The following is an 18,622-nucleotide window of genomic DNA, read 5'->3' as shown; positions in this document are numbered from 1 at the left end:
ACATAAATAGGAAAAGATGCTGATTCTAATGTAATTCTCATAAAGAGATAAGATAATTATGTCAAATCAAGATTTAACCATAGGAAAAGAAATAAAAGAAGTCATAAGTAATATTAAAATTCCTAATGTTGCTATTCTTGGTAGAACAGGAGTAGGCAAAAGTACATTAATTAATGCAGTATTCGGTACAGATCTAGCGAAGGTTGGTGCAGGTTTACCAATAACCCAAGATTTTATTCGATACCCAAGAAACAATGAGGAAATATTCCCTGTTGTTGTCTATGATTCGCCAGGATATGAAGCCATTAAAGAACTTGAATGGGTTGAAAGGGTCATTCAATTTTTAGAAGACAAAAGTACAAAGAAACTAGAAGAACGAATTCATCTTATTTGGTATGTGATTAATGCTTCATCGGCGCGGGTTGAGTATTTTGAGAGGGAGATACTCAACAAGCTCACTCAGCAGCATGTACCTGCTGTCATAGTTCTTTCTCAGTGCGATCGCGCAACACCAGAAGAAATTAGCGGTATTGAAACCGCACTTGAGGAATTTAAGTTAAAAAAAATTTACTCCGTCATCAAAACATCAGCACAACCTCTAAAGATTAGAGGTAGACGTATTTGTCAACCTTTCGGCTTAAAAGAATTAGTTGATAAAACAGTCGCCTTACTCCCAAAAATCTACTCAGAAGCTATTGTTGTTGCACAGATAGTTGATCTACGTTCCAAAAGGCAACTTGCATGGCAATATATAGCTGCTGCTGCAAGTACGTGCTTTACTGCGGGATTCATTCCAATCACAGGCGTCACGCCAGCAGCAGCCATAGCTTCACAAGTCACTCTTTGTATTAAAATTGCTTCTATATATGGATATGCTGATTTTGCATATTTCCTATCAACTGTTGGTACTTTCAGAGTATCATTATTGAGCAACATCTTTTTAACTGCTACATTAGATTTGTTATCGGCAATTTTCCCTCCCAGTCACGTTTTATCAGGAGGAGTAGCTGCTACTTTTATCACAGTTATAGGCTTAACATATGCGTCAGTTTTTGAAAAACTTGCTAAATCTCGTATCTATGTAAAAGGTAAGCAAGCCACTGAGGAATTTCTAAAAACAACTTTTAGGCAAGAATTTGAGAAATACTTGAGTATCAGGATTCTTTCAAAGAAAGATTTAAAAATAGTAGAGGATATTTTTTTAGATGAAGCTAAGAATACTGAATCACAAGAAAACCTACCTTTTGAAATTGAGACTATCCCAGATTACTCTACTCAAGAAAAACAGCACAGCCAGGGAGTTACAAATTTAATTTCAGAAAATATAGAGTCAACTAATTTAAAAGAAAATGATAGAAATACAAACCATCGTTTTATTCCAAAACCCAGATATAACCGCTCACAAAAAAGACTAAATACCTGGAAGTTAAATGCATTGATTCCATTTTTGTTAATCTTATCTATCGCTATCTGCTTATCATCAATACAACTATTGACTCAAAAGAAAAGTAAAACAAGTCAAGAAATATCTCGAATATCTGTTGATAAATCTCACGCAAAAAGTGCAATAGAAAAATTAGTAATGGAGGGAAAAACTTTAGCCAATATTGACCTTAGCCGCGCTAATCTGATTGGCGCTAATCTGAAAAATGCTAATCTTAGTTATGCTAATCTCAGCTATGCAAACTTGAGTTATGCAAACCTCAATGGTAGTAATCTAATAGGTGCTGAATTAAAGGATGCTAATCTCAGATATGCTGATTTGAGCTACGCAGATCTTAGTGAGATTAACCTAGATGGAGCTGATATTAAAAATGCAAACTTGAAATTTGTTAAAAACCTAACTCCTAGCCAAATTAAATCAGCAACGAATTGGGATAAAGCAGAATACAACAAAGATTTTTTTATCAAGTTAGGTATAAAGAGTCGCGACGTAGACGCAAACCAAAACTGAGATTACATCAGTTCAAAATATTCTGGAGAATTAATTTATGTTAGGTTTAGATAGAATTACCTTCAACCCGCACATTATGGGTGGACAAGCTTGTATTCGCGACATGAGAATTCCCGTTTCATTAGTTGTGAATTTGGTGGCGAATGGAAAACCTGTAGAAGAAATTTTAGAAGAATATCCTGATTTAGAACCAGAGGATGTTCGCCAATCCCTGCTTTATGCTGCATGGTTGACTCAAGAACGAGTTTATCCTTTCACAAATCCTGAAAGACAAGCGTCATGAAATTTCTTGCTGATATGGGAATTTCGCTACGCACTGTAGCTTGGTTGCGCAATACTGGCTATGATGTTGTGCATCTACGCGAGCAGGGTTTGCAAAGGCTATCGGATGAGGAGATTTTGGTTAAATCACGTACAGAAGCACGAATTCTATTAACAGTGGATTTAGATTTTGCTCAACTATTGGCGATGAGTGGAGAAGCTTTGCCAAGCGTCATTTTATTTAGGTTAGGAAATAAAAACTATCAGGGAATTAATGAACGTTTAACACAGGTATTGTGTGAATGCGAGCAAGATTTAAAAACAGGAGTCATTATTTCTGTTACTAACGAAACATTTCGCGTAAGAAAATTGCCGATATGAGTAATCTCTAAAAAATAGAGACGTTACGCGTAACGTCTCTACAGTCTTTATATATCAACCACCAGCCACAGCTGGGACGATACTGACTTCATCACCATCTTTGAGGGGTGTTTTAGTCCCATCTAAAAAACGGATGTCTTCACTATTAACGTACAAATTCAAAAAGCGACGCGGCTCTCCTTTTTCATCACACAAACGAGCCTTGATACCAGGACAACTTTTTTCTAAAGAGTCCAAAAGTTCAGTGATATTGTTACCACTACACTGTAAAGTAGCTTTATTATCAGTGAATTGTTGCAAAGCAGTAGGAACTAGAACTTTTACAGCCATTGTTAGGTGTTACGTATTACGTGTTAGATGTTAGGTATTGGGTATTGGGGACTGGGTATTGGGGACTGGGTAAGAGGATAGAGGATTTAATTCAATTCTCCCCCTGCTCCTCTGCTCCCCATCCCCTGCTCCTAATTAAACGAGGACTTGCTGCCATTCTAGGCGATCAAGTGTGCGAGATCGTTCTAGTGCTCGTTCGAAGCTATCGAGTTTTGCCTCGATTTCTAAAGGTTGACCAATGTAGCCTTGAACAGCTTCTTGAGTTTTCAGTCCGTTACCGGTAATGTATACCACAGTGGTTTCATCTGGGTCAATCTTGCCAGCTTCTACTAACTTTTTAAGCACAGCAACGGTTGTACCTCCTGCTGTTTCAGTAAAAATACCTTCTGTTTCTGCTAACAGCTTGATGCCTTCTATTATCTCAGCATCATTCACCGATTCTATAGCGCCATTAGTTTTCTTAGCTATTTCCACAGCGTAAATACCATCGGCTGGATTACCGATCGCAATTGATTTGGCAATAGTATTTGGTTTTACTGGCTTGATAAAGTCTCTTCCTTGCTTAAATGCTTCAGCAATAGGTGAACAACCTTCTGCTTGAGCGCCACTAAAGCGGATTTTCTTATCTTCGACTAAACCAACTTCAACAAATTCTTGGAAGCCTTTATAAATTTTTGTAAAGAGAGAACCTGATGCTAAGGGTGCGACGATATGGTCAGGTAGCTGCCAACCTAGTTGTTCAGCAACTTCAAAAGCCAGTGTTTTTGAGCCTTCAGAATAATACGGGCGTAGGTTAATATTCACAAAACCCCAACCGTGTGTATTAGCAACTTCACAACACAAGCGGTTTACTTGATCATAGTTACCCTTAACCGCCATAAGAGTCGGACTGTAGATTAGGCTACCTAGAACCTTACCTGCTTCTAAGTCAGAAGGGATAAACACGCAACAGTCTAAGCCAGCATGTGCGGCGATCGCGGCGGTCGAATTTGCCAAGTTACCTGTACTTGCACAAGAAACTGTTGTAAACCCTAACTCTCTCGCACGAGAAAGAGCAACTGAGACAACCCTATCCTTAAAGCTAAGGGTAGGCATGTTAACAGCATCATTTTTAATATATAGCTTGTTTAAACCGAGGCGACGAGCCAAGCGATGAGAACGAACTAAAGGAGTCATCCCAGTTCCCACATCTATAACATTATCTGTGGCAACAGGTAAAAACGAACGGTAGCGCCAAATAGAATTTGGTCCAGCTTGAATAGTTTCTCGAGACACACTACCACGTAAAGTGTTGTAGTCATACTTTACTTCAAGGGGCCCAAAGCATAACTCACAAACATGAGTTGCCTCAAGTTTATATTCTGTACCGCATTCCTTACACTTTAGGGCTGTGGTTGCTTGGGTTTTGGTGGTTGTCGCCTGAGTCATACTAGCCTTCCCTGTCTCTCCGTCGTTTGTGGTTCGATGCTACCACGAGTAAAAATATTCCGTCAAACATACCCGACAAATTTTGTCGGGTTTAAAATACGGAAAAAAACAAATCTTAGTGAGGAAACTCGCCTCTCAATGATGGGAAGGTTTTCGGTTAGAGGTGATGGTGATTGCTGGGTTTGAACCTAAACACAGAAAATAACTGTGAGCGTTTCAAAGCTCATTTATGCTGGAATTTCAATAATAAATTCTGTACCTTTACCCAAAATAGAATTGCAACTTAGTTTACCACCATGAGTTTCTTCGACTATTTGCTTTGCGATCGCCAATCCTAATCCCGTTCCTTTGCCTACAGCTTTTGTAGTAAATAAATGGTCGAATATTTTTTGTTTAACTTCTTCACTCACCCCTTTCCCGTTATCAGAGATCGAAATTTTGGCTTGATTTGTTTCAAGTGAAGTTTTTATAATGATTTTGTTGGGGTTTGCTTTAACTTCCTCAAAGCTACGCCCTATATTTGATTCATCCAATGCATCAATTGCATTAGCTAGTATATTCATAAATACCTGATTTAATTGACCAGGAAAACATTCTATTTCTGGTAAATCACCATACTCAGTCAAAACTTCAATAGCAGGACGTTTTTCGTTAGCTTTGAAGCGGTGTTTGAGAATTAAAATTGTGCTATCAATGCCTTCATGAATATTGCATTTTACTTTATAATCTTTATCAGCGCGGGAGAAAGTTCTTAAACTTGTACTGATATTTTGTAATCTGTCACAAGCTATAACCATTGCATTAAGCATCTTAGGTAAATCTTCTAAGGTATAATCTAAATCAATTTCTTCAGCATGTTCTATAACTTCTTCTCCTGGATTTGGTAGAGTTTCTTGATATAGTTGTAGATGCTTGACAATATCTACAAATGTGGGTTTAATTTGTTGTAGTGTTGCAGAAATAAAACTCAGAGGATTATTCATCTCATGAGCAACCCCAGCAACAAGATTACCCAAAGCAGACATTTTTTCGCTTTGCACCATTTGTAAATTTGCTTGTTGTAAGTCGTGTAATGCTTGTTGCATTTGTTGATAAAGCCGAGCATTTTCTAGAGCTATAGCGGCTTGAGCAGAAAGTATATGAATAACCTGGAGACGTTCTTTAGTAAATACTCCTGCTGCTGCACGACTTTCAAGATATATTATTCCTAATAGATTACCTTGGTTAATAATGGGTGTACACAAAACACTCTGGGGTTGATAGGTGAACATATATTCTTCAATCATCCCGGTAATATCTGTTTGGCAATTATCTATAACGATTGTTTGTTGAGTATTTTTGACATAATTGATAATTTTTACGGGAATATCTAGACAACCATCAAGTAATTGTGTAGAAATCGTTGTTTGTAGAGAATTTATTTCCTGATTAATTGAGGTAATTGCACGAATTTGCAAAATGTCATCATGATTGAGAATTAATACAGACTTATCTGCACCGCAGCTTTGGAGGATAATTTGGGTGAGGCTAGTAATTAACTCATTTAATTCGATATTGCTAGAAATAGTTTGAGATGCTTTGAGTACACTGGTAAAATCTAGAGTATCGGCAATACTAGTGCTAGTATTGTCACTTTGAGCAGATACAGATGTTATGGGAAGGGTAGTAGAGGTAATAGTTTCCCCAGGGTTAAGGTTGATCTGTCTTTGTTCAATGATCGGTTTGAGTAGCTGGGGATAACCTTTTTCTAAGTGGTAAACTTTGGCTTTTGCTCCCCAGCGAGCATAACAATAATAAGCTTCTTGCATATAGCACATGGCAACTTTTTCTTTACCCCAATCAAGATAGAATTTGGCAGCCAGTTCGTGTGCTAGTGCTTCTTCTTGGATATAATTGTTTGCTTTAGCTCCGGCGATCGCACAATCATAAAACTCTATTGCTGCGGCTTTTTTACCCAATACTCGCTGTCGTTCCGCCTCCACCAGATACCATTTGTGTAAATAATTGATGGGAGCAGTTTGTGCGGCTTGGTGCAGAGCCATTTGATGAGTTGCTACTTTATCCAGCGTTTCAACTTGTGGGTCTTCTGGTTGCGCCGATAAGAGTACTAGGTGAGTAAGTGCAGTATAAAAATGGCAAACGGGTAGATGAACAAATCCCGATAAGGACATCAAAAAAGGCTCCAACTGAATAATATAGTCGTAGGCAGCCTGATAGTTACCAAACCAGAAAGCCAGCAGCAATTTAAAGTTATAGGCAACAGCAATCGCATTCAAATCTTTATCCTGCTGATGTTTTGGGAACATCACTGTTTCATCGTAAGCATTGCCAATTAAGCAATCGGGTTGGCTTACCGTTGTTTTCAAATGTTGGATTGTTTGCCATGCCATATCTAACAACATTTGCGCTGACTCTTGTTTCATCTGAGCCATGGTGGCTCTGTAAACAGCAAGCTCAGATTCCAAAATATCCAGGTCTACACCTGCGAACAGCAACGCCCAAGTGTAGGCAACAATGCTGTAACCAGCGTAGACAAAATCCCCAGTTTCTAGGCCTACCATGTAGCTATCTTTGAGTGTGAAAGTTGTATTCCTGAGTGATTGCTGGCGATGTTGGATTAATGCCCCAAACAAATTTAAGACGATGGGCTTCATTTCCTTAGCATTCAACTGTTCTACTAGCAATTGCGCTAATTGACCAAACTCAAACCCCATTTTAGCTTCGCCCAAAAAGACACACAGCACCAGGCCATGTATCGCATAACCAACCGTGGAAGTGGATGTATTGCCAAACTGAAGCGATAACCTCACCATCGTTGCGCTCAAGAATGGTAGTAACCCTGGCATTCCTTGAAAGACCGGTGCAAACAACATTGTTAACAGTTGCATTGCCGCTTGGACACTGCGATCGCACATCAAGGGTAGATTGATCAGCCCAGCAATTTCTTTACCATGAAACTGTTGATTAAGCTCGTCAAGAGTTTGAGCAATCATCGCTTCGTCTATTTCTTTAGGAAAATCTACTCTCAATTCGGCTAACGCTTCTGTACCGATGGCGATCGCCTCTAATATTTGTGCCCGAACTGTTTTTGCTCCAATTTGAATTTCGTAGATTTTCACCTTGTCGAAAATGCTCCGTGCTTGCTGTAAAATGACTTGAGCAAGATGTTCCATACTCTCGAAATCACCATTTAGGTAACTAGCTTCAGCTGCTGCTAAATGGGTATCTAAGGCTAGTTCGTACTGATGTTGCCAACAAGATGATTGGAGCAAGCTAATGGCAATTTGAAAATATTCCCTAGCAGCAGCATAAGCAGTTGCGGCTTTAGCTCTTCTACCAGCATGGAGATTGAGTTGTGCTAGAGCCTCCTCCTCGCTTGATTCTGTGATTAATGCCCTTCCCAAATTCAAATGTCCAACAATATCAAATAACTTTTGAATTTGCTCCGGCTCCGAATAGTGTTTTTGGAGTAATTGTCCGATATTCAGATGCGTAATTCGTTTTTGCTCGTCAGGAATCAAGGAATAAGCTGCTTGTTGAACACGATCATGCAAAAATTTATACTCAGATATTCTTTTGCTAGCATTTTCAAGTGACAGCAAAAATCTATCATTATCCTCTCCCTTATAAAACTTATAAAAATCATTAATTGGTAAAATCAATCCTTCTTGTAATGCTTTCCACAAAGCCGCAGCTGTCTCAATTGGCGATTGTTGTGAAACAATAGACAAAGTGTCTAAATCAAAGGAGTTGCCAACACAAGCAGCTAACTGCAACACCTGTTGAGTTAATAGGGGTAATTTTTGCAGTTGTAAACTAATAAAAGCCACAACATCGTCTGTAACTGCTTGAGTTTTTACCTTTGCAATATCACATTGCCAACAACCTAGTTCAAAGTTAAATTCAATCAATCCATCTTGATACAATGCTTTGAGAAATTGTGTGGCAAAAAATGGATTACCTTGAGTTTTTTGATGGATTAATATAGAAAGATTCCATGCTAAATTCTCTGGACATTTTAGAGTATCAGCCACTAACTGATTCACTTTATTTTCAGTCAGCGGTGTTAAAGTAATTGTATTAATCTTCGCTTGTTTTTTTTGGAGATTGCTCAAAGTCAACATTAATGCATGTCCTGGTTGCACTTCGTTATCGCGATACGCACCAATTAATAGAAGATGACCTGTATCAGCTATTAATAACTGCATTAATTTTAGTGATGCTGAATCTGCCCATTGCAAATCATCTAAAAATATCACCAAAGGATGTTCTTCAGTGGTAAAAACCTGGGTAAATTTTTGAAATAAGATGTTAAAGCGATTTTCTGCAGCAGTTCCTGATAATTCGACTGCTGCAGGTTGTTGACCAATAATTTTGGCTAATTCTGGTATGACTTCAATGATTACCTGACCATTCTCACCAACAACCTCTAATATTTTGTTTTTCCATTGCTGAATCTGGGTATCACTTTCGGTTAATAATTGCCCCATTAAATCTCGGAAGGCTTGCACAAATGCACTTAAAGGAATATTCCGTTGAAATTGGTCATATTTCCCTTTGATAAAATAACCGCGTTGTCTCACAATGGGTTTATGGATTTCATTGACAACAGCAGTTTTACCAATTCCGGAGAAACCAGCCACAAGCATCATTTCTGTCGCACCCTGACTGACGCGATCAAATGCTTCTAGGAGGGTTGTTACTTCGGCTTCTCTACCATAAAGTTTATCGGAGACAACGAAGCGATCGCACACATCTCTCCTGGCAATTTCAAAACTTTCTATTTTGCCAGTTTCTTGGAGTTGAGATAAACAATGTTCTAGATCATATTTCAATCCTAAAGCACTTTGATAGCGGTCTTCAGCATTTTTTGCCATCAACTTGCTGACAATTGCGGACAATACTGATGGGATTTGTCGGTTAATTTCATGTACTAACAGTGGAGTTTTGGCAATATGACAATGAACTACTTCCATCGGATCATTAGCTGGGAAAGGTAACTTTCCCGTCAGTAATTCATAAAGAGTGACACCAAGTGAATAGAAGTCTGTCCGGTAATCAATCACGCGATTCATTCTCCCTGTCTGTTCTGGGGAGATATAAGCTAATGTTCCTTCTAATACGTTAGCCTTGAGTAGGGTTTGGGTTTCTCGTGGTAATAAAGATGCAATACTAAAGTCAATTAACTTAACTTGTTTGGAAGAGGGGTTGATTAAAATATTGCTGGGTTTAATATCTTTATGAATAATCCGCTCTTGGTAGAGTAGATCTAACGTGTTACACAGTGCGATCGCTATTTCTAAAAATTGCTGTAGAGATTCACTTAGTCCCCACTGCTTCAGAGAGATTCCCCCAAAATCTTCCATCACTAGCGCATAACCATTTTGGTAACGTTCGAGACTGTAGGTTTTGAGAATCAGAGGTGAGTGGAGATTTTTAGTAATAGTGTACTGGTTGCGAAATGACAAGAGTTCACGGAAACTTGGATAAGGATTTTTCAGCACTTTAATGACTACAGCCAATAGGTCACTCTCCCGATATCCTCGATAAACCAACGTTCTGGGACTATTGTAAATTTCTTCAGTTATTTGATATCCAGAAATACTGTTCACAGGAGCAACCACACTTGTTAATACTGGAAATGTCTATTTTTAGTATTCCCACACACAGAAACTATATTCACTATCAAGTACAGAATTTACACTAATACGATACCGCAAAATAATATTTCTGAACGTTAAAAATCTTTGTGCTATTGCGGAAAGTCTCCAAGGAAAGTTCCCAAAAACGACGTCTGCAAGGAATTTACCAAACAGGGTAGTTTTATCTACAGATCCTATTCACTTTGTCCGATCAGGAATCTAACAATCTCTTTAAGAAGAAATACGTGGTTTCTCTAAGGGGTTCTTTCTAGTTCGTGTTTTAGATTACATTTATAGGCAAAAAAAGTTTTTAACTTTTGCGTCTTTTACCAACAATGAGCATAACAAAACAGAGTTTCTTTTGATTGCCCGATGACGCTTGCTTACAGTTAATAGATTATATTCGTTCAGAATTGTTTTGTCAACTAATAGCTTTGCTTAGATTTAAGAACGTCTGCAATTCTGCATTTTAGTTTAATAGGCACAAGCCTGGAATGATTTTTTTATAAAAAAGAAAGGATGATCCTAAATTGAAAAGGCCAACGATTTATATCAAAAATTTTCGTTCTTTAATCGCAGCAGCATTATTAGCCGGTGGAGTTTTCCAATTTGTCGCGCCTGTATTAGCCGACGGGACAGCTGCTGGTACATCTATCAACAACACTGCAACCGCGACTTACGAAGACCCAAACAACCCAGGAACAACGATCAACGCTACTTCTAACATGGTCACGGTTACAGTTGCGAAGGTTGCGGGTATCACTGTAACAGCGTCTGGTGTTACCAACACATCTGCTGGTGCTGTTGACGTAGGGAATACACTCAACTACACCTATACAGTCACTAACGTTGGTAACAGCGCCATTGATTTCCGGATTCCCAACTTAGCAACAGTAACAGGTCCTGGTACGGTATCTGGTAATCTGCAAATTAGCTATGATGGTGGCGCTACTTTCCAAGATATCACTGGTAGTGAACTTGTTACAACAAAGATCGCAGTTGGCGGTTCTGTTTTAGTAAAAGTTCCGGTGACAGTTGCTAGTGGTGCCCAATCAGGAGATACTATCAGCGTTAAATTCGGTCAAACTCCTGGTGATGCTCAAAACCAACTCAGAATTCCAGATGGTGGTGACGTTTACACGGTAGATGATGCAACTGTTCCTGGTGGTACACCTGCGAATGGGACTCGTGAAGCGAGTGCAACCCAACAGATTAAAGTTGGTAACACTGCTAAAAATAAAGCACTAGCGACAATCCTCAAAACTCGAACAAACTTCGACAGTAGCGCTAGTACAGACAAGATTAATGATGATGTGTTAACCTACGGTTTGACCTTGCGAGTCGAGCAAAGCGACGTTACGAATACCGGACTAACTCCTGTACCGTTAGTCGGTACAAATATCAGTGTTGATAATTCAACAGTCTCCAGAATCTTAATCTCTGACGCAATTCCATTAAATACCTCGCTCAAAGCTATACCGACTCCTCCACCAGGTTGGAAAGTGGTTTACACAACTGACCCTGTAACCATGGATGCAAAAGATGCAAAATGGGTCACTACTGCACCATCTTTAAGTTCTATCACACGGGTTGGTTTCATTAACGATCCAAACGTAATCACTTCAGTCGCACCTGGACAAACGATTACAGGCTTTTCTATCCAAGTTGTCACTAGTGGTCTTCCTGCATCAGGAGGAAGTATTGCAAATATTGCTCAAGTCTTCGGTCAAACAGCAGGCGATTCCAATAACACCCTAGTTTATGACGAGTCCGGTGACCAAGATCCTGATAACTTTGACCAGAATACTAAAACCTTTACCGCCTTTGATTCAACCAACGACATTGGCTATATTAGCAACCCATCTTCTCTAACTTCTGCTGATATTGACCAAGCAAACAACAACACTGGTACTGGTCTTGCTGGTGAATACAACGTTTATACTATTTCACCTCAACAAACAAACGCTGTTTTGAATGGACCAAACGGCGCACCTGATGCTACTGGTGCGACTGGTACGAATGATGACTTTACTAACAAGTCTGCATTAATTCCGGCGAATACTCTTCCTGGTTCGCCTATTAATCCAAGTCCTGTAGGCTTTACCAATACAATTAAGAATTCAGGTACATCAACTAGCAATATTTCCCTTCTACCCACCGCACCTGCTACCAAAACTGACTTACTTGCGAATTCGTTGGTGACTTTAACTTACGGTAGTTTATCAGCGACTTATACCTACGATGGAAATGGAAACTTCACATTTACATCAGCGAATGGTACTGTCGGTGGTAATTCCATTAGTGCCACTAACCCACTTCGGATTGATAATCTCGCATCAGGCGCTACAGCTAACTACGGGGTGGAAGTGAAGCTCCCTAATGGAAGTCCACTTTCAACCGATGCTAATATTCTTAGAGGGTTCCCAGTGCCTATCACTGCTTTCATTGACGCCAACAGTAGTGGAAACCCTAGTGGTCAAACCTCAAATATTACAATTGACCGGGTTTACACCGGATTTTTAAGAATGGTTAAAGAAACCCGTGTTCTGCAAGGAACGGGTCCCGCACCACAATCAGCAGATACGACTTTCAGCACGAATCCCAAGACTCCCGCACCTGGAAATATTATTGAATATCGCATTACTTACACCAACATTTCTACACCTCAAGCCGGAACTGGCAATATTATCTTGAACGCAAATAATGTCGTAATTACAGAGGATGGTACTCTGTATCCTAATAGTAATTGGGCGTTAGATAACGACAAAAATGGCCAAATCGATACCAGTAACATTGTCGGTACGGCTAAAGATTCTGGTGCTGCAACGGTTACTTTCTTCAGTGGTACTCCAGCAAACAAATCAATCGGAGATCAAACAGGAACAACAGTTGATACTGACGTCACAAAGTATGTTGATGCAGTGACAGGTCAAGTTGCACCAAATCAAACAAGGACATTTGGATTCCAACGCAAGGTTAACTAGGTTGTTGGACAGGGAAAAATTAGAAAAGCAGTTTTGTAAGTTGTTTGAGGATATTAACATGAAGCGTTTTGCTACTATAGGTTTAGGGGTTATCGCACTCACCGCAGCAGTACCATTAGTTGGTACAATACCAGGGTTACCAAACATTTCCGCGATCGCACAAAATATTAAACATCAGCCACAACTACATTTAGAGTTAGATGTTGCTAAACAAGTCCAAGATAAGCAAAAGATTACCTGGCAGTCTTTACAAGGTCAAGCTTTGGTAAAACCAAAAGATGTGCTGCGCTACACGATTATCGGTGAAAACTATAGCGATCGCGCAGTGAAAAACCTCTCTCTCAATCAACCCATTCCCAGAGGAATGCAGTTTATCCTCAAATCTGCAACAGCGACCAACAAAGCAAAGATTACTTACAGTATTGATGGTGGACGCAGCTTCAGCGAAAACCCCACAATTAAAGTTACCCTCCCTAACGGCAAAGTAGAAACCAAACCAGCACCAGCCACAGCATACACCCATATCCACCTAAACTTTAACCAACCCATCCCTGCAAAAACCAAAATTCAGGGAACGTATCAAGTGCAAGTGCTTTAGAAGGAGTCAGAATTCAGAATACAGGAGTCAGAATAATTTCACCATTGAACTTACTCTCCATCGAGATTGAAGACAAATCTACCTATAGCCGCGATACATCTTCATTCTGGCTTCTGACTCCTGACTCCTGACTCCTTAATTCTTTTTATTAGAAGGAGAAAAATTCAGTGCCTCGTCAGTGGTTCCAACAGTTAGCAACATCTGTATTACTAATCGCAAGTTTGGTGGAGAATTCAATGTCTGCTGTAGCTCAAGTTTCACGTACACCTCTCATCAACCAAGTGAGTTATAGTTATACAGATTCTGTGAGTCATACTCAATTTCAAGGAACTTCTATTCAGATAAAAGCTACTCCTATTCCCTTAACTGATCCATTAGGGAGAATTTTAGGCTGTGCTGGTGAAGTTTTACCTGACTACACAGGTTTTTCTGTTGGTGTGTATGAAACTAATCCTAACGATCCAACAGGAACAGAATTAGGACAATTAGCTTCCCTGACTCGCACTGAATTCCCTGATATTCCTAATAACGACATTCCTGTAGGGAAAGAACCAAATAGCGAGAATAGTAATCCCTACTTCTTGACAAATAAAGAACCGCGAGGAACTTATAACTTTTTATTAGACCCGAATAAACGTCAACTCGAGCCTGGTAAAACTTACATTTTTGTCACAAATCCACCATCTAATTCTGTTTACAAGCAACGGCGCATTAGAATTCAAATTCTTGAAAGTATTGGTAATAATATCACCCGATATATTGCAACTTCCTTAGATGGTCAACCAATCAGAATCACAGGCGAAACTAAGATGGAAAGCGCGGTTGTCTTGGTTTCAAATGCAGAAACGACAGGATTGGATTTGTTTGCCTTTCAATTTACGTCAAATCTCTGTCAACCACATCAGGTACAGATTCTCAAATCAGGCGATCGCGCTAGTGCTCAACCAGGTGATACAGTCATTTATCGCTTAACAGTCAAGAATTTGGCTGATTCTGGTTTAGATCATGTGGTTGTCACTGATAACTTACCCTTGGGATTTAACTTTTTACCCAAATCTGTCCAAGGAGAAATTGACGGAAAACGTATCTCTATCAATACCACAGCCAATAAAGCTACGATAACATTTCAGACAGATGTTGCTATTCCATCGGGGAAAGTACTGAATATCGCCTACGCAACCCAACTAACACCCGATGCTTTGCGTGGTTCAGGACTCAACTCAGCAATTGTAAATGCACAACGGACTGATAATCATTTTACCACCAAGGATGGCCCTGCAACCTACCAATTACGAATTAGACCAGGAATTGTAGCTGACTGTGGAACGATTATTGGTCGGGTGTTTGTTGATAAAAATTTTGATGGTGAACAGCAGCCAGGTGAACCAGGGGTTCCCAATGCTGTGATCTACTTAGAGAATGGTAACCGAATTACCACTGATGCTAATGGTCTATTTTCCGTTGCCAATGAACCACCAGGAAACCACACTGGTGTTTTAGATCTTAGCAGTGTTCCAGGTTATGCTCTAGCACCCAATCACAAATTTAAAGAACGCAATAGCCAATCTCGGCTTGTACGTCTAGAACCTGGTGGATTAGTTAGGATGAATTTCGCAGTCACCCCGATTGTGCAGGAGAAACTCCGTAGATGAAAGACAGACTGCGCCACCTTAACTTAAGCTTAATGGGAGCTATAGCAGGAATTTTAATTCTTAACCCTACCATAGTTAAAGCACAAAGCACTGACTCTGAAAACTTCATATCCTTAAAACCAAACACGAGTACGGATACTTTAGCCAATATAGACTCGACAACTTCTTCTCTCAAAATTCTAACGCCTAAACCTGATGCGGTTATAGATGTGCCAGCTACTTCGGTAGGTGTTCAATTTCCCAGTGGAACTAAGGTAGAACTTCGGGTAAATGGTTCTTTGGTCGATTCATCCTTAATTGGACGTACAGAAACGGATACTAAGACTAACGTAGTAATACAGACATGGTTTGGTGTTTCTTTGAAAGAAGGAGAAAACATCATCTCTGTAGAGTCGGTTGGCTCAACACAACCTCCCGTGTCTATACGAGTCCAAGTAGCAGGAACACCAACAAAATTATCTATAGAAACAGTAGAGTCTCATATTCCTGCTGACAATCGTTCTACAGCGACAATCCAAGGACAACTGCTTGATAAAAATGGTAACCGTTCTAATAGAGATGGGATTGTTACCTTAGTATCAACAGCCGGGGAATTTGTAGGAAAAGACGCTAAACCTGATCAGCCTGGGTTTCAGGTTGAAGCTAAAAATGGACAATTTACAGCAACGTTGCTTTCAGATTTGAAGGCGCAGACAGTAAGAATTCGCGCGATAAGTGCTGATTTAGAAGGTTTTACACAACTCCAATTTGAAACAGCATTACGTCCTAGTCTCGTCACTGGGGTCGTAAATTTGCGTTTAGGTGCTAGAGGTACGGATTATTATGGTAAGTTACGTGATTTCCTTCCTCCTAATAAAAACAATAGCACTCAATTGGATTTCCATTCCGCTATATTCGCAACTGGTCCAATTGGGAAGTGGTTATTTACCGGAGCATATAATAGCGATCGCAATCTCAATGAAGATTGCAACTGCGATAATCGGCTGTTTAGAACAAACCAATTCAACGACCAAAACTATCCTGTTTACGGTGATAGCTCAAAAGTGGATGTAATGACACCTTCAGTAGACAGCGTATTTTTACGCTTAGAGAGATCTACTAAGACTCCAGGTGTCGAACCAGATTATTTCATGTGGGGGGATTACAACACCCAAGAGTTTGCGCGTCAATCACAGCAATTTACCGCCGTCACTCGTCAGTTACACGGCTTTAAAGCGAATTATAACTTTGGGAAATTCCAATTTACTGGATTTTATGGCAACAATATTGAAAGTTTTCAACGAGATACTATAGCGCCTGATGGTACAAGCGGTTATTACTTCCTTTCTCATAGACTATTAGTACCAGGGAGCGAAAACGTTTTTGTTGAGTTAGAGGAGCTCAATCGTCCTGGTACAGTGATTGAACGCAAACAATTATCCGTGGGAACCGATTACGAAATCGATTATGATCGCGGTACTTTATTATTTCGCCAACCAATCTTACGCACTGATGTGGATAAATACGGACAAGTTTTGGTGCGTCGGATTGTTGTCACTTACCAGCAAAAGAGTCAAGGTTCAACTAGCAATATTTATGCAGGGCGCGTACAGTTAAATCTTTCCCGTAAACTAAATGAGGAAAGTTGGTTAGGAGCAACATATTTACGACAAAACCAGGGAAGGCGTAACTTTGAACTCTATGGTGCAGATACAACAATTTCTCTAGGTTCAAAAGGTAAGTTAATAGCAGAATACGCTCATTCGACCAATTATTCTAACGTTATGGGATTGGTGAGTGGATCTGCTTATCGTATTGAAGCCCAAGAGGAAATCACCAAAGGTGTTCAAGGTCGAGCTTATTATCGCTCTACTGATACAGGTTTTGCCAACGATGCGACAATTAGTTTTGTTCCTGGACAGACTCGATATGGTGCGCAAGTAACCGCTCAAGTATCGTCGGTTACTAATGTGCGGGTACAATACGACCATGAAGACAATGTTGGTATTGCTCCCCAACCACTGGATAGTTTTGAGCAACTATTTTCACCTGGTGCTGTAGCAACTCCTGGAAGCAAAGTTGATAACTCTTTAACAACAATTTCGGCTGGTATTGGACAACGCATCGGTAAAGCAAATGTAGAAGTAGACTGGACTCATCGTCAGCGGGAAGATAGGATTGCCAAAATTAGTACTAGTGCTGACCAATTGCGATCGCGCTTCACATACCCCCTCACAAAAAATCTAACCTTTCAAGCACAAAACGAGCTCACTCTATCTTCTAAAGCTGATACTGTTTACCCAGACCGCACCATATTAGGTCTCAATTGGGCTGTTATTCCTGGCATCAGCGTAAGTCTAGCACAGCAATTTTATACTGGTGGTCAGTTTAAAGGTAACTCTATCACTAGCCTTAGCGTCAATGGAGAACATAAACTTGGTACAGATACCACCATCACTGGTCGTTACTCAATTATCGGTGGTGCTAACGAAATGACCACTCAAGGTGCAATTGGACTGAATAACCGATGGAGTATTGCTCCTGGATTACATTTAAACTTAGCTTACGAACATATATTTGGTAACTTCTTTGGACGTACTGCAAGAGGTGTGCAATATGCTCAACCGTTTGCTGTTGGTCAAAGTGCTTCGTCTATAGGTTTTGGTGGCGGTGATAGCTATAGCGTAGGGTTAGAATACACGAATAGCTCTAAATTTCAAGCAAGCGCTCGTTACGAACATCGTAGTTCTTCTGGTGGTTCCAACACCGTTATTTCTGCTGCTGCTGCTGGAAAAATTTCTCCCGCTTTGACAGCTTTATTCCGTTATCAGCAAGCAAATGCTTCCAATCAAAAGCTGATAGGACTGGGAGATACAATTAACTTAAAGCTCGGTTTAGCTTATCGCGATCCCAACAATGATAAATTTAATGCTCTGTTGCGTTATGAATATCGCAAAAATCCAGCAACCATCCCCAACACGTTGCTTTTAGGTAGTGGTACTGGTTCTGAAGACCATACCTTTGCCCTAGAAGCTATCTATGCTCCCAATTGGCAATGGGAGTTTTATGGTAAGTATGCTTTGCGTCACAGCACCTCTTACCTTGCTAGTGATTTAGTTGGAACCAGTACGGTAAATTTAACACAGTTCAGAGCTACTTATCGTTTAAGCTACAGTATGGATTTGGTAGGCGAAGCTCGTTGGATTAATCAAGGTAACTATACGGAAACAGGGTTTGTTGTAGAAGCAGGTTATTACCTAACCCCTAATTTACGTCTTGCAGCGGGTTATGTTTTTGGTAAGGTTAATGATCGCGATTTCGATGGTGCACGTTCAGCCGGAGGAGCTTATTTAGGGTTAACCCTTAAGCTGAATGAATTGTTTAGTGGTTTTGGGTTACAGAAGTAGTTAATT

At 39.9% G+C, this 18,622-nt stretch carries 10 protein-coding genes; 7 read left to right on the top strand and 3 right to left on the bottom strand.

Features of this window, described 5'->3' with window-relative positions; translation table 11 throughout:
- Window positions 1–58 precede the first annotated feature (58 nt).
- The 3 genes from G4P69_RS09395 to G4P69_RS09385 are packed head-to-tail and all read left to right on the top strand — an operon-like array spanning window position 59 to window position 2,596.
- Window positions 59–1,954, top strand: coding sequence for a pentapeptide repeat-containing protein (locus tag G4P69_RS09395; protein ID WP_208340141.1), 1,896 nt, complete (start codon window positions 59–61; stop codon window positions 1,952–1,954).
- 37 nt (window positions 1,955–1,991) lie between these two features.
- Window positions 1,992–2,237 carry a DUF433 domain-containing protein gene (locus G4P69_RS09390; protein ID WP_208340140.1) on the top strand — a complete coding sequence of 82 codons (246 nt, stop codon included), beginning with the start codon at window positions 1,992–1,994 and terminating at the stop codon, window positions 2,235–2,237.
- The gene (locus G4P69_RS09385) at window positions 2,234–2,596 is read left to right on the top strand and encodes a DUF5615 family PIN-like protein (protein WP_208340139.1); all 363 of its coding nucleotides are present in this window, start codon (window positions 2,234–2,236) and stop codon (window positions 2,594–2,596) included. Before G4P69_RS09390 ends, G4P69_RS09385 begins: the two co-directional genes overlap by 4 nt.
- A gap of 54 nt (window positions 2,597–2,650) precedes the next feature.
- On the opposite strand, the gene G4P69_RS09380 is transcribed toward G4P69_RS09385, so the two are convergent.
- The 3 genes from G4P69_RS09380 to G4P69_RS09370 form a co-directional block, all read right to left on the bottom strand.
- Window positions 2,651–2,926: a MoaD/ThiS family protein gene (locus tag G4P69_RS09380; RefSeq protein ID WP_208340138.1), complete on the bottom strand. Its 276-nt coding sequence runs from the start codon at window positions 2,924–2,926 to the stop codon at window positions 2,651–2,653.
- Window positions 2,927–3,061: 135 nt separating this feature from the next.
- On the bottom strand, window positions 3,062–4,354 hold the full coding sequence (gene thrC, locus G4P69_RS09375) for a threonine synthase (RefSeq protein WP_208340137.1): 1,293 nt from the start codon (window positions 4,352–4,354) through the stop codon (window positions 3,062–3,064).
- 227 nt (window positions 4,355–4,581) lie between these two features.
- Window positions 4,582–9,966, bottom strand: coding sequence for a trifunctional serine/threonine-protein kinase/ATP-binding protein/sensor histidine kinase (locus G4P69_RS09370; RefSeq protein WP_208340136.1), 5,385 nt, complete (start codon window positions 9,964–9,966; stop codon window positions 4,582–4,584).
- A gap of 560 nt (window positions 9,967–10,526) precedes the next feature.
- Here G4P69_RS09370 and G4P69_RS09365 point away from each other — a divergent pair.
- The 4 genes from G4P69_RS09365 to G4P69_RS09350 all read left to right on the top strand — a co-directional run bounded on the left by G4P69_RS09365 (window position 10,527) and on the right by G4P69_RS09350 (window position 18,616).
- On the top strand, window positions 10,527–12,980 hold the full coding sequence (locus tag G4P69_RS09365) for a beta strand repeat-containing protein (protein WP_208340135.1): 2,454 nt from the start codon (window positions 10,527–10,529) through the stop codon (window positions 12,978–12,980).
- Window positions 12,981–13,038: 58 nt separating this feature from the next.
- Window positions 13,039–13,578, top strand: coding sequence for a hypothetical protein (locus G4P69_RS09360; RefSeq protein ID WP_208340134.1), 540 nt, complete (start codon window positions 13,039–13,041; stop codon window positions 13,576–13,578).
- A gap of 236 nt (window positions 13,579–13,814) precedes the next feature.
- On the top strand, window positions 13,815–15,230 hold the full coding sequence (locus tag G4P69_RS09355) for a DUF11 domain-containing protein (RefSeq protein ID WP_208340182.1): 1,416 nt from the start codon (window positions 13,815–13,817) through the stop codon (window positions 15,228–15,230).
- Window positions 15,227–18,616, top strand: a complete 3,390-nt coding sequence (locus G4P69_RS09350; protein ID WP_208340133.1) for a porin family protein — start codon at window positions 15,227–15,229, stop codon at window positions 18,614–18,616. The genes G4P69_RS09355 and G4P69_RS09350 overlap by 4 nt, the downstream gene beginning before the upstream one ends.
- Window positions 18,617–18,622 lie beyond the last annotated feature (6 nt).

Source organism: Aetokthonos hydrillicola CCALA 1050 (assembly GCF_017591665.1).
Taxonomy (GTDB): domain Bacteria; phylum Cyanobacteriota; class Cyanobacteriia; order Cyanobacteriales; family Nostocaceae; genus Aetokthonos; species Aetokthonos hydrillicola.
Note: the sequence above shows the minus strand (reverse complement) of the source record. Positions and strands in the feature narration are given on the sequence as shown.

Bases quoted from the DNA above. Each gene is read 5' to 3' on its own strand.
- G4P69_RS09395 (WP_208340141.1), top strand. From the start codon at position 59: ATGTCAAATCAAGATTTAACCATAGGAAAAGAAATAAAAGAAGTCATA.
- G4P69_RS09390 (WP_208340140.1), top strand. From the start codon at position 1,992: ATGTTAGGTTTAGATAGAATTACCTTCAACCCGCACATTATGGGTGGA.
- G4P69_RS09385 (WP_208340139.1), top strand. From the start codon at position 2,234: ATGAAATTTCTTGCTGATATGGGAATTTCGCTACGCACTGTAGCTTGG.
- G4P69_RS09380 (WP_208340138.1), bottom strand. From the start codon at position 2,926: ATGGCTGTAAAAGTTCTAGTTCCTACTGCTTTGCAACAATTCACTGAT.
- thrC (WP_208340137.1), bottom strand. From the start codon at position 4,354: ATGACTCAGGCGACAACCACCAAAACCCAAGCAACCACAGCCCTAAAG.
- G4P69_RS09360 (WP_208340134.1), top strand. From the start codon at position 13,039: ATGAAGCGTTTTGCTACTATAGGTTTAGGGGTTATCGCACTCACCGCA.
- G4P69_RS09355 (WP_208340182.1), top strand. From the start codon at position 13,815: ATGTCTGCTGTAGCTCAAGTTTCACGTACACCTCTCATCAACCAAGTG.
- G4P69_RS09350 (WP_208340133.1), top strand. From the start codon at position 15,227: ATGAAAGACAGACTGCGCCACCTTAACTTAAGCTTAATGGGAGCTATA.